Here is a 13,197-nt window from a genome sequence, read left to right as displayed (position 1 = left end):
GCTGACCAGTTGCCCCTGTGCGTCGTAGCGGTTCTCCACCACGTAGCCCAAGGCGTCCACCGTAAACCGCAACTGGTTGCGCGCATCATAGGCATAGCGGGTTACATTGCCGGCCGCATCGGTCTTGGTCACCACATTGTCATTGGCGTCATAGCCATAGCGGGTGGTCAGCTTCAGGCCGGCCGGATCCAGGATCTCCGCGGTACGCCGTCCGAGGACGTCGTATTGGTATTCGGTTTTACGCGCCGCGATGGAGCCGTCGCCTTCCACCACCGTCAAGGTCTTGCCGGTCGCGTCGTAGGTGTAACTGGTCTTGATGGCACTGCTGCCATTGGCCAGGGTCTTGCTGAGCAGTTGTCCCTTGGCGTCGTACTGATAGGTGGTGCTGCGCTGGGCGGGGACGGCCACCGTTCCCTGGGTCTCGGTCAGACGATTGCCCAGGGCGTCGTAGGTCCAGCTGGTTTGCAGTTGCAAGCCGGTGGGATCGACGATGCGTTTGAGCTGGCGTCCCACTGCATCGTATTGGTACTGGGTGACGACACCGTTGGCGTCGGTGCTCTGGAACAGCCGGCCCAATTGATCGTAAGCCTGGGAGCTGGTCTTGCCACGGGCATCGGTCGTCTGCAGCAGCTGCCCATTCTTGTCGTACAGGTAGCTGGTGCTGTTGCCCAGGCCATCGGTGACACTGATGGTTTCGCCGTGGCGATTGTTGACCCGGCGGGTGACGACCCCGTCGGGGGTGGTGAGGGTGGCGGTACGGCTGGCGACGTCGTAGCTGTAGCGGGTGACGTTACCCAGGGCATCGGTACTGGTCACCGTCCGATCAAAGGCATCGTAGCTGCTATAGCGTGAGATCCCGAGTGCGTCGACGGTCTGCACCACGCGGCCGAGCCGGTCGTAGACCTGGGTGGTGGTCCTGCCCAGCGGGTTGAGGGTGCTGACGAGGCGACCAAAGGCATCGTAGGTGGTGGTCTGGCTGCGGGCCAGCGCCCCGGCGGGATCATCGCGGGTGACGGTCAGCAGGCCACGCCGGTCATAGTCGTATTGCTGGATGGTGAAGCGCCCATCGCCCAAGGCCTGCTTGCGTTGGCTGAGTTCGCCGAAGGCGTTGTAGCTGGTATCGAGGGTATAGCCCAGGCTGTCGATGGTCTGGGTCAATTCGCCCCGGCTGTTGTAGCGATACTGACTGACGCGATCCAGCGCATGGTTCAGGGCGGCGATGGCACTGTCGATGGCACTGTCCGCCACGCCTCCCGTCCAGCCATCGATTGTGCCGAGGCTCAAGCGGTTGACATAACTGCGCTGGCTGGCCTGTTGGCCTTGCGCGGTATAGGTGAAGGCGGTGACTTCGCCCAGGCTGTTGACCTGGTAACGCAGCTGCCCGGCCGCCGTGTAGTAAGACAGCGTGGTATTGCTGCTGCCGTCGGGGTTCTGCACGCTGCTGCGCACCTTGCGCCCGGCCTGGTCGTAGGCATATTGCGTGCCGTACTGCGCCCAGATGGCATCGATCTGTGCCGGCGTGAGGCCGGCAACCAGCTTGGCGGCGCCTTCCCCGGACAGGGTGGCGATCACCTGGCCGTGGGCGTTGTAGCGCGCCAGGGTCTGACGGGCCTCGGCCGTTCCGGCGGCCCGCTCGCTGGCGATGACCTGGCCCAGGGCATCGTAGGTGGTGCGGGTCAGCGTGCCATCGACCGCCGTCTGGGTGGCGACCTGGTTCAGCGCGGTGTAGGTATAGCTGACCACCTGATCCTGTCCGGACTGGGTGGCGGCAGTGCGCAGCCCATCCAGGGTACTGCTGGCATTGGCCACCACGGCTTTGGCATAGCGGATGCTGCGCAGCACATTGCCGACCGCATCGTATTGGACTTCGGTGAGATAGCCTTCGGCGTCCACGGTCCCGACCAGGCGATCCTGGCCATCGTAGAGGAACCAGTTGTGCTGATCCTGGGCGTGGGTGGCCGGGGTCAGGCTGGCCAGGGTACCGTTGGCGCGATTGGCACTGGCGGTGGCCGTGGCGTAGCGCACGGTATGGTTCTTGCGGCCGCTGGCGTCGTAGTCGTGGACGGTCAGATAGCCTTCGGCATCCAACTGGCCGACCAGCAAGCCATCGTTGTCATAGAAGTTGCGCGTGACGCGATCGCCTGCCGCACTGGTGGGCGTGAGGTCGCTGGCGCGCGTGCCGGCATTGAGCCCGGTGGTGGCAACGGGCGTGGCATAAGCGATGGAGCGTTCGATGCGGCCGACCCCGTCGTATCGGATCTCGGTGACATAGCCCAGCGCATCCACCGTTTTGCTCAACCGTCCGGCGGCGTCGTACAACTGCCAGCTCACCTGGTCGGTGGCGGTACCGGCAGGGCGCAACGTGGCCAGGTCGACCGCAAGCGGTTGATTGGCGGCATCGGTCAGGCTGGCCAGTTGTGCCGTGCCGAGCAGGGTGCCATAGGCAATGGTCTGGGACAGCTGGCCTGCGGCGTTGTAGAGGTACTCGGTCAATGCCCCGTTGGCATCGATGCGGGCGATCAGATTGCCGCGCGCGTCGTACAACCGATGGGTCTTGGCGCCATTGCCATCGATGGTCAGGCGGAGGCGGCCATCGGCATCGTAGCGATACTGGGTGGGTGCGAGCCCTCCGCGGATCACCGAGAGCAATTGCCCGGCGGCATCGTAGGTTTCCGTATCGACCCGGCCGTTGACCAGCAAATGGACGACGCGGCGGTTGGCATCGTCGTATTGATGGGTGGAGCTCTGGCCCAAGGCATCGACCGTGCTCAGCAGCCGGTTCATCCCGTCGTAGCTGTAGCTGGTTTGGCGGCCGTTGCCATCCACCTGACTCAGCAGGTTGCCGCTGGCGTCATAGCCATAGCGCGTGGTGCTTGCGCCGTCATCGACGATGCCCACGCCATTGGCATCGACAGTGGCGTAGCGGGTCAGGCTGATCAATTGGCCGCGGGTATCGTAGCCATAATCCTCGCGCGTGGTCTGCCCGGCAGGCTGGGTCGCGACCCAGCTGGTCAGTTGGGCCAGGGTGGGCGCTTGGCTGGTGGTGAGGCCGGTCAGCGGATACAGGTTGGCCAGATAGCTGTGGCTGCTGAGCTTGAGGCCTTGCGCGTCATAGCGATATTCGCTGATCCGTCCCTGGGCGCTGATCAGGAAGCGCAGGTTCTGGTTGGCGTCGTAAACGTAGCGGGTGGTTTCGGGCAGGGTCGCCACTGCGCTGCCGGCGCCATCGGGATCGGGCTGGCGATAGACCGTTTCCGTCAGCAGTTGATTGGCGCTGTTGTAGCTGCGCTCGATCCGGTTGCCGGCGCTGTCCTGCTGGCTGAGCACATTGCCGCTGGCGTCATAGCCATAGCTCACGGTGTTACCGAGGGCATCGGTACTCTGGAGCAGGTTGCCGTTGCTGTCGTACTGGTAGCTCACCTTCTGCGGTGCGCCGCTGGTGGCGGGGCCGGTGACGTCGAGCAACTGGCCGGCGGCATCGTAGCGATAGCTGGTGACGTAGCCCAGGGCGTCGGTGACGGTGGTGCTGCGATTGGCCACGTCATAGGTGAAGCGGGTGACCTGACCCAGCGCATCGGTGACGGTGGCCAGTCGATAGTCACTGCCCACCTGGACGTAGGTGAAGCCGAGCGTGCTGCCATCGGTCTGGGTCAGGCTGGCCAGACGATTGCTGCTGCCGTCGTAGGTATAGCGGGTGCTGTAGACCTGGCCATCGGTGATGGCGCCATCGTCCGGGGTCAGGTCGACCAGGACCTCGCTCAGGCGATCCAGGGCGTCGTAGCGATAATAGGTGCGGCCCAGATAACTGCCATCGGCGCGGCGGATCCGTTCCTGGGTCAGGTTATTGCCGCTGTAGCTGAACTCGATGCTGTCGCCGGTGGTGGTCTGGATCCGGGTGAGGAGGGCGCCGCTGTAGGTGTAAGTTTGCTGATTGCCGTTGGGGTCCTGGGCGCTGACCAGTCGCCAATAACTGCCATAGCCCTCGTAGGTGTCCTGCTGGCCGGAGCTGCCCTCGCGCCAGGTCCAGCGCTGGGTGGCGGCGTCGTAGCGCAGGGTGTCGTGGGCCCCGGCGCCATCGGTGGAGCGGTAGGCGGCGAGGGTGGGATCGTAGTTGAACTGTTGCAGGCTGCCATCGGCGTCGACGCGTTGGATGGCGCTGCCGGCGGTATTGAGGGAGCCGGTGAGGTTGAGCAGGCGGCGGTAGCCGTTGATCCACCAGGCATCGTTGTTGTCGTCGGTGAACTGGGCCTGGCTGTTGTAGGTGCGCAGGAGCGAGGCGCCGAGTCCGGTGGCGCGCAGGATTTCGTCGCGTCGTTGGAGGACGAGGTTGCCGTTGGCGACGTTGACGGAGGCGGCTTCGCCGTTACGGCCGGTGGTGGCGGTGGCGGATCCTGAGCCGAGTTGGGGAGCGAGTTGGCTGTTGAGCAGGCCGAGGGCATTCCCACTGACGATCGCGACCATGGCGACGGCACCTTATACGTAACGGAGAGTGAAGAGGAGAGGCAGGCACGGTGCATCCGTGCTCAAGCTGTATGCTATATCGGCGTGATTTTATCTGTCGGAAACGGAAAGTCAAAGAAGGAGTAAAGCCGGGCTATAGGCACGAGACGCCACCTTTTCTCTGAGGTGGGCAAGCGGCTATCATATGGCTGCCTCGTGTTGAATAAGCGTAACAATACAGTAAGCAAGGGGAAAATATCGCACCTCGCCGTCTGGATGGTCGACCGGCATTCAGCAGCTTACAACTGTATACTCTGGGCACTTCCGATCTGCGTCGGACGTCTTATCTGTGGTCTGCGGGTTAAGAAAACAGGCATAAAAATATGAAGACATTGGAAGGGTTATTAACTCAAGGCATAACTGCGAGTACCCAGGGAAACGTCGAAGAAGCTTTAAGAATATTTTTTGAAACTACTCAAGAATATCCCCAGGATTTTGCTGCCCATTTTCTCTATGCGGCTGAACTGGCTTCAGCAAAAAGATACCCAGAAGCAACACAGTTTTATGCTCGGGCTTTGGCTCTTCAAGAGAACAACGCCATATGCAGATTTCAGTATGGGTTATTACTGCTGACTATGGGAGATGAGTCCGAAAGCAGCGAAGTCTTGGCGCCACTATTGAAACTGCCTGATGCAAGCTATATGAAGCAGTTTTCTTTGGCTTTGACGCTCATAGGGCAGGGGCTTCCACATGAAGCAGAAATGCCTTTACGAAAAGGCTTGGCAAGTAATGCAGATGTGCCCGATTTAAATCGGGACATGACGTTGCTTCTGCAGCGTGTACTCGCACATACGAACCAGCAGCAGCAAGCTCAACTGGCTGAAAGTCATCCCGAGATGACGGCTCAGCACGTTGGGTTGCCTATGGAAGTTCTTGTCAAGAAGTACGAAGACAAATTTCATTGAATAGAAAATTAATAGCATAAAGCTTCTTCGTCATGCGTTTTCCCCTAAGTGAAACCCCAAGCGTACACACTCGAAGCTTGTCCGAAAAGCTGGGATATGCCAGCTATTTGAGCGGCATTGTTCCCAGTGGAGAGAAGAAAGGACTCTCTCTACAGGTAAATATATGGACAGCTGCAATTTATCATGAGCAGATCCATTTCTTTTTCGATGAAAAAGGCTCTCCGGTGGCATATGTCATGTGGGCATTCCCATCCCCAGACGTGCAGCTGATGCTGGCGGCAAATCCAAGTTATGTCCTACATGAAAGCGAATGGGATGAAGCGGGTCCGCCCTGGATTGTTGACCTTGTCGTAATGCCCGGATACTTGCGTTCCGTTTTGCGAAACATCTCGTCGAAGATCCTAAAAGATGCGGATATCGTTCGCTTCGTACATTCCAAGCCGAATCGACGGCGGGTGATTACTTGGAGGGTGCAGGGCTGATGGATATTCAAAAAATATTGCCAGCGAGTGTCTTTATTCCTTTTGTAGCAAATCGCCTAAAAAAAGCCAAATTAATATATGCGAACCTTCCTGTGTTGCGGCAATATGGCATTTGCTCATCCTCGGAAAGCGATGAAGCTGCGGCGGAACAGGAAATTTTGGAAAAATTCGCATATATCGTTCCCACCGATGAAGACTCGGAGCATGTAACCGACGTAACAAAAATATTTTATGCAGAAAGATACGGCGGAGTGGGGGTTCTTTCTAATGGTGGTGGGGCTCGATGCGGATTAACTGAGTCATTTCAAGTAAAAGGAATTGGCCTGACTCCGGTGGGTGGGGTGGGGGTCAATTTCTGGTATAGCCACGGTGGTTTGCCGCTGCAAGAGGCTATTGCAGATATGCTGCTCAGTCAGGCTGCAGATAATGCGCTTCCTTTTCCCGGGAGCAGAGTCGTTGCAGTCATCGATACAGGATCATATGCATGGCGTCGAGCTTATGTGCATGCAGATCCGGAACTGGACGAACGGCTTCAAGTCCGGCGTGGATTGCTTATCCGCGAGTCGGGCATCAGGCCGGCCCACTTTTTCAGGGCCTTTTATTTCAAAGCAAAACCTGAAATAAAGCAAAACTATCCCCATGATTATCATCGCGTCCGCGAGTGCATACCAAGACTGCCTGCGATAATGGATGTGCCGCTCCTTTTGGAAAACGCAGCCAAATCCTATCAGCTGGCAATAGAAAAGATGATGCTTCATGCATCTATACAGTTGGCTGTGTCAAAGGCCAAGCGATTTATGCACGGGTCTTTGACACCGTCGAATTTTCTGATCGGTGGCGGCTGGATTGACTACGGCACCGCTTCTGCAGTTCCGTCATACGGCGAAGTAATCACTACTTCCAATCAGCCTAGTTACTGGCAAGAATATTCGTTATTTCAAAAAACTTGTGAAGATCTCTGTTATTACGTGCAAAAATTTGTCCCGGATCCTCAGGGGTTTTTGAATGGGCAGGGAATATATCAAAAGTTTATTGATATATATGTGAAACAGCTGGAGCATGAAATGCTCAAGCTGACTGGCTTGCCCGTTTTTGCGTTGAATGTTTTGATGAAGTCGGAGTTCTCTTCTCGCCTTGGAAGGCATTTAGTCAATATTGCAATGTATGAGAAGAGAGTTCCTCACCACCATGATTTTCATGCGGAATTTACATGGGAAGCGCATACGATACGATCGGTTTTGTATTCTCTATATTGTGAATACTGGCTAAATGGAAAAAATAAATTTCCCGACCTTCCTTTTAGCTCTTCCTTGAATGAGGAACTGTGGCTTTTATATTGCGGTTTATGCACTCAAGTAGAAGAGGTCGCGGCAAATAGGGGGATTGACAGGCAAGCGCTGACTTTGTTTGTTGCTTTTGAAATGACTAGGCGGGCACTTCCCATCAGCTTCTTGTATCGAGATCGTTTGCTGCTACGTTGCGGACACTTAGTTGAGGAAATTGTTCTGGGGACTCCGACTGCGTTGCCCGGCTTGGCTGCTTTGATCGAAGAAAACGAATCCTTAAGTTATCTTTTGTTGAGAGAACTGGAAAGCATGGAAGTTCCGCTTTACGCGGGGTCATTCAGCCGCATTGCGTGGAATCCTGTGACAAAGTGCATGTACTTTCTATTGAATGAGAAAGGGCGTCTGCGGGCCATTGCCAATGGTGGGATCCAACAAGTATTTTTGCTAGACGCATTTTCTCGGAAACTTGAGTTCCACGAAAGAATCGATGGTAGTTGGGCTATAGGATTTCCTTGTAAAAGCATTGAGGATTTCGAAGATATCAATGCCTTAACTCTTGCCTTCGACAAGGAAAATGCGCTATTGAGCATGGCAGATCTATTCCCCGCCATGGCTGAATTATTTGAAAATTATCGTGCTACGTTGATGGGCTTGCCTATTCCAATGAATCCAGCGCGTTCTGACTAAGGAGTTGCGAATATGATTCACGAGCAGGGCCATAGTAGGAACGCCTTGGGAGAGGCTGAACGCTTATATAATTACCACGTTCAAGATCCGAGTAATGAAATGCTCTTTATGCGAGCATTTGATGCTCAAATACAAGCTCGCCAATTTGATAGACTGGAGGAGATGTTAGGGAAAGTTCCTGAGGCATTGAAATCCCGGGCTGATTTTGTGCATATAAAAGGTATATATGAAATTGCCTCCGGAAAGCTGGAGCAAGCTCTGATAACCTATGAAGTTCTGTTAAGGCAGAACCCAATGTTGATGGGGCCAAAAATAAATTATGCGCATACGTTGGCACTATTGGGGCGCCTGGTGGATGCGGAAGCTGTAATGAGCACCTTCGAATTGGCAGACTTGCCAAGTGAAGGTGCCCAATTGTATTTGAGAGTTTTGTATCTTTTGGGCAATGTCGAAAAAATGATCAAAGAGGCTCGCTATTGGCTCACAGCTATAGCCCCAAATGATCATATGGTTGCCGGTCTTCTTAGCACTGCATTTATAGATATAAGCGAGAAGGAAGAGGCAAAGAAATGGGCTGAGTGTGCTTTAGCGAATGGTTCAAATGCCGACGCTTTTACAACACTCGCCATGCTAGCTCTGGATGACGGGGAGACTCTCAAAGCACAAGAATTGTTTCGAGAGGCATTGCGGCTGGATATAAGGTCCGGTAGGGCATGGTTAGGTCTTGGAATGTGCGCGCTAGCGCAGGCGAATCTTCAAGAGGCTGAACTTCCGTTGGAGCGCGCTGCACAGTATTTTCCTGGATATATTGGTACTTGGCACATGCTTGGCTGGTATCAGTTGCTTAGAGGAGAGTTATCAGCCGCGGAGGCTCATTTCCTTCGAGCGGTTGAGCTAAACCCCGCCTTTGCCGATAGTCAAGCTGCATTGGCCCTGGTTGCATTAATGCGAGGCGATATCGGAAAAGCTAGAGGGCTGACGGAACTGTCTCTAAAGCTGGATAGGGATTCGGCCACGGCTTGGTATGTAAAAAGTAAATTGGCAGCGGCAGAGGGAAATCATGCGGAAGAAAAGGCGATTGTAGATAGAGTACTGGTCCGCTCTACAAAGAACGATATTTCCCTGCTGAAGGCGATTCAAAAGATAATGGATAAAAATAGGGGGTGAAACGTGTCTCCGGACTTTGCTCTACAGCTGCTCTCTCAAATGCTGTGGGTTGCAGCTCTTATTTCGGCGCCGGTACTTCTGACGGTATTATTGGTCGGCATACTTATAAATATTGCGCAGGTGGTTACTCAAATTCAAGAAATGTCGCTTTCCTTTATACCGAAGCTGATCGCCGCATGTGTAGTATTCATTTTTGCGGGTGGATGGATGCTGAGGAAGCTACTTGGGTTTTGCATGGCGATGTTTCAAATGAAATTTAACTGATTATTGCTGATGTTGGAATTTGATGCCATTTATCAATGGTGGCTAGGGGTATTGCTGGTTAGCTGTAGGCTGGGAGGAGCCTTTTTTGCTACTCCCTTTTTTACAACTTATCCTGTACCTCGGTTAGCAAAAATATGCATGCTCTTCTCGTTGTCTTTATTGTTTTCTACAAGTATGCGCTTGGGGGAGCCCCTACCCTTGATGGGCACAGGGCAATTCCTCGTAGCTGGGTTAGTAGAGACTGTGATTGGCTTGACTCTAGGTTTTGGGATAAGAGGTGCTTTTTTTTCCTTTGAACTCGCGGGACGAATCATCGAAGGCCAAGCTGGACTGAGCATGGCTGCATTCCTCAATCCTGCAAGTGGGGAACGCAACTCCATACTTGGTGCCGCAATAGCGGCGGCAGCTTTGACTTTCTTTATGCTGATTGATGGACATCACGCGCTTCTTAGGATATTTGAAGCTACATTTCTCGTTGCGCCAATTGGCTATGGATGGCATGTCGACTTTGTAAAATTTTCGGGGTATTTTGCCAAGATGTATTTGTTTGGTGGAATGCTTGGCGGACCTGTTGCTCTTGCTTTATGGCTAGTTGATATGGCCTTGGCTGCAATGGTCAGGAGTATGCCTCAATTCAATATATTGTTTCTCTCATTTCCGCTAAAACTCCTTGTGACGTTGGTTGTTTTGGCGATGTTGGTCCCGCATTTTTCATTTGCATTTATCACGTTGCTGGAAATGTTGAAAGAGTATTGGACTCAGATTTTGATCAAAAATGGCTGAAGAAAACGAGCAAGGAAAATCGGAGCAGCCAACGCCGTTCAAGCTGCGCGAGGCGCGGCGAAAGGGGATGGTATTAAAAAGTACGGATGTGCTGTCCTTTTTGGTCATAGGAGGGGCCGGCATTGGGGCGCTTATCTATTTGAGAGGATTCTTAGACAAATTGCTCTGGATGTTTCACGATTGGTTTATGGTTGTTGGTCGTAATGACCAAGAAATATTACCTAGAACAACAGCCTTGGTTTCTACAGCTTTTTTTGGAGCTTTGCCGATCCTTGGTGTTATTGCGCTGGCTGCTCTTTTGGGGAACTTAGTGCAGTCCGGGTTTGTTTTTTCGATGCATACCATCAAGCCGGATTGGAAAAAGCTGAATCCAGCTGAAGGATTTAAACGCCTCTTTTCTCTAAAGCTCTTAATAGAGCTAGGGAAAACTCTAATAAAAGTTGTCCTCTTTTCTCTGGCCTGCGGTGCTTTGATGGTGACGCTGATCAAGGAAATTTCCCTGAAAGGCGCACTTTCCTTGTCTGCCATACGCGAGATCTACGCGTGGTATGGGCCACGATTGTGGGCGACGATAATGATGTTATTGGCCATATATGGAATCATAGATTATTGGATCAGCTACCGTCAGTACAATAGCAAAATGAGAATGAGCCGGCGTGAGATTCGAGAAGAGCTTAAACGGCAGGAGGGCGACCCTTTAATCCGTCAGCGATTGCGGACCATACGCCACGAGCTGACGGCAAAAAGCCGTTCTTTGTCTGCTGTGCCAGATTCTGATTTAATATTAATTAACCCGACACATATTGCTTTGGCTATTCAGTATCGCCCGGAGATTCTCGATGCACCAGTCGTTGTTGCGAAGGGAATGGGGAGTCAAGCGGAGCGAATAAGAGATATAGCGGGACGTCATGGGATCCCCCTTTTTCAGAACAGAGCTTTGGCGCGGCGTATTTACTTTCAAACAAAAATTGGAGCTGCGATAGAGCCGGAGCACTACTCCGAAATCGCGAGAATTATGATAAGGGCTGGAATGCTGGGAAAGAAAAATTCAAAAAAACGTTATCGGGGTCGACGTGAGTAAATTTTATAATCATGCTTCTCGAAATTCCGATATTTCGTTGGTCGCGGGAATATTTTGCATACTGTTGGTGCTATTTACACCCATTCCCTCGTATATTCTAGATTTTCTAATTGTTTGCAATTTGTCGTTTGCCATTTTATTGCTTCTGTTGAGTTTTTATACAGAGAAGCCAACTGATTTTTCAACATTCCCTTCGATGTTGCTTATCGCGACACTATTTCGACTTTCGCTGAATGTAGCCGCCACGCGCCTGATTTTGAGCGACGCGAATGCAGGCCACGTCATCGAATCAGTTGGGCAGCATGTAGTTGGAGGGAACTACATCATCGGTATCATTGTATTTTTGATTTTGGTTGTTGTTCAGTATGTCGTAGTAACCGCTGGCGCGCAGCGTGTGGCGGAAGTAGCCGCACGCTTTACTCTGGATAGCATGCCTGGCCGGCAGATGAGCATTGATGCAGATCTCAATATGGGGTTTATTGATCAGGCGGAGGCGCAGACTCGCAGAAAATCGTTAGAAAAAGAAGCGAATTTTTATGGCGCAATGGACGGTGCAAGCAAGTTTGTAAAAGGGGATGCAATAGCTGGTGTCATTATCCTTGCAATTAATATTCTGGGCGGGTTTGCAATCGGTGTTATGCAGCATGGAATGCCGTGGCAGGAGGCATTACAGAGGTATGTCTTACTGACTATCGGCGATGGGATTGTGACTCAAGTGCCTGCATTAGTGATATCTATTGGGACTGGTATAATTGTCACGAGATCGGTAGGGGATAGTCGGCTTAGTAATGAAATACTTCGGCAGTTAGCAGCTCATCCCCGAACTTTGTTGTTGGTAGGTGCTGTGCTTTTTGCAATGATGTTTATGCCTGGTATGCCTATATGGCCGATGATGGTGTTGTTGGGTGTTCTCGCCATTTTCATGCCATTAGTGATTGGCCGAGCAAAGAAGGCACGTCAAGTCACTCCTGAAAAGGAAGAAACCAGCGATGCATACCTAGAAATATCGAATTATGCGATCGATATTCGAGCAGGAGAAAATATTCTTGCCCTGGGTGTTAAATTTGAAAGCCAAATAATAGATCAATGTTCTTCCCTGCGTAAGAAAATTGCGAAAGAAATGGGGGTCGTTATTCCAGAAGTTGTAATTCGCAAGGATGAAGCTATTGATCCTGATGTCTATAGGATATATATAAAAGGCGCGTGCTGCGGCGAAGGGGTGCTTTATCTCGAACGGGTAATGGCGATTGCTCCAAAAAATGCCATTGACCTCATTGATGGAATTGCGGTGGCAGATCCTGCATATGGGCTGCCTGCAGTCTGGGTTGAGCCGGCACAAAAGGCTGCCGCGCAAGATGCTGGGTATACTACAGCAGATGCGATGACTGTTTTCTTTACTCATTTTGTCGATACCATTCGAAGAAATTTGCCGTCTTTACTTACTAGGGCAGAGACCGAGCGACTGGTTAATCGAATCAGAGCGAATCAGCCAACTCTTGTCGAAGAGCTCGTGCCGAACATTCTTACATTGTCTGATGTTCAGCGGGTGCTTCAAGGTTTACTTCAAGAGGAAATACCGATTTTGAATATCGAGCAAATCCTTGAGGTTTTGGTCGATCAAGGCCGCCAGCAAAAGGACCCCGTTCAATTGATCGAACGGGTGCGCCAACGATTATCCGCAATAATCTATCAATCATTGCTTGGCAACCGTCATGAGTTAAAGGTTATTACTCTTGATCCGGCTACAGAGTTGGCTATCGCTGAAAGTCTAAGAAATGGATTGCCTTCATCGGGCATGATTCTCAACCCGAGATTGGCCGAACAGCTCGTTTTCAAATTGTCAGATTATGCAGAACGCACGGCTCTGGAAGGGGCTAAGCCAGTCCTGATCTGCCAACCAGATGTTAGACGAGGAATTCGTTCCTTCCTGGAGAGGATTATTCCTCATTTGGCGGTTTTGGCGATTAATGAATTGCCGGCCCAAGCAAAGGTTCGCTCAGATGGTGTTCTGCAGTTAAGCCCAATTGATTCATGATAAGGGG

General features: G+C 52.4%; 9 protein-coding genes. 8 read left to right on the top strand and 1 reads right to left on the bottom strand.

Annotation, left to right across the window (positions count from 1 at the left end):
• A partial coding sequence (locus C556_RS0116245) for a hypothetical protein (protein ID WP_018749306.1) occupies positions 1 to 4,461 on the bottom strand: 4,461 nt, incomplete at its 3' end.
• Positions 4,462 to 4,823: 362 nt separating this feature from the next.
• Between C556_RS0116245 and C556_RS23200 the strand changes: the two genes are divergently transcribed.
• The 8 genes from C556_RS23200 (at position 4,824) to C556_RS20800 (ending at position 13,190) form a co-directional block, all read left to right on the top strand.
• Positions 4,824 to 5,405, top strand: coding sequence for a tetratricopeptide repeat protein (locus C556_RS23200; RefSeq protein ID WP_157236228.1), 582 nt, complete (start codon positions 4,824 to 4,826; stop codon positions 5,403 to 5,405).
• 77 nt (positions 5,406 to 5,482) lie between these two features.
• Complete coding sequence (locus C556_RS22470) at positions 5,483 to 5,887, top strand: toxin-activating lysine-acyltransferase (RefSeq protein ID WP_157236227.1); 405 nt, start codon at positions 5,483 to 5,485, stop codon at positions 5,885 to 5,887.
• A complete protein-coding gene (locus tag C556_RS23195; RefSeq protein WP_157236226.1) occupies positions 5,887 to 7,860 on the top strand; it encodes a protein adenylyltransferase SelO family protein in 1,974 nt (657 codons plus the stop codon). The genes C556_RS22470 and C556_RS23195 overlap by 1 nt, the downstream gene beginning before the upstream one ends.
• Positions 7,861 to 7,872: 12 nt before the next feature.
• A complete protein-coding gene (locus tag C556_RS22465; protein ID WP_083930643.1) occupies positions 7,873 to 9,027 on the top strand; it encodes a tetratricopeptide repeat protein in 1,155 nt (384 codons plus the stop codon).
• 3 nt (positions 9,028 to 9,030) lie between these two features.
• Entirely contained in the window at positions 9,031 to 9,291 is a 261-nt protein-coding gene (locus C556_RS0116225; RefSeq protein WP_018749302.1) for a flagellar biosynthetic protein FliQ, read from the top strand.
• A 9-nt stretch (positions 9,292 to 9,300) separates the two neighbouring features.
• Entirely contained in the window at positions 9,301 to 10,074 is a 774-nt protein-coding gene (locus C556_RS22460; protein ID WP_083930642.1) for a flagellar biosynthetic protein FliR, read from the top strand.
• Positions 10,067 to 11,155: an EscU/YscU/HrcU family type III secretion system export apparatus switch protein gene (locus tag C556_RS22455; protein WP_083930641.1), complete on the top strand. Its 1,089-nt coding sequence runs from the start codon at positions 10,067 to 10,069 to the stop codon at positions 11,153 to 11,155. The genes C556_RS22460 and C556_RS22455 overlap by 8 nt, the downstream gene beginning before the upstream one ends.
• Positions 11,148 to 13,190 carry a flagellar biosynthesis protein FlhA gene (locus C556_RS20800; RefSeq protein WP_040431340.1) on the top strand — a complete coding sequence of 681 codons (2,043 nt, stop codon included), beginning with the start codon at positions 11,148 to 11,150 and terminating at the stop codon, positions 13,188 to 13,190. The genes C556_RS22455 and C556_RS20800 overlap by 8 nt, the downstream gene beginning before the upstream one ends.
• The last annotated feature ends 7 nt before the right edge of the window (positions 13,191 to 13,197 follow it).

The sequence above is a fragment of the Chitiniphilus shinanonensis DSM 23277 genome, from assembly GCF_000374805.1.
GTDB classification, from domain to species: domain Bacteria; phylum Pseudomonadota; class Gammaproteobacteria; order Burkholderiales; family Chitinibacteraceae; genus Chitiniphilus; species Chitiniphilus shinanonensis.
The sequence above is the reverse complement of the archived record's forward strand: the minus strand, read 5'-3'. Positions and strand labels throughout refer to the sequence as shown.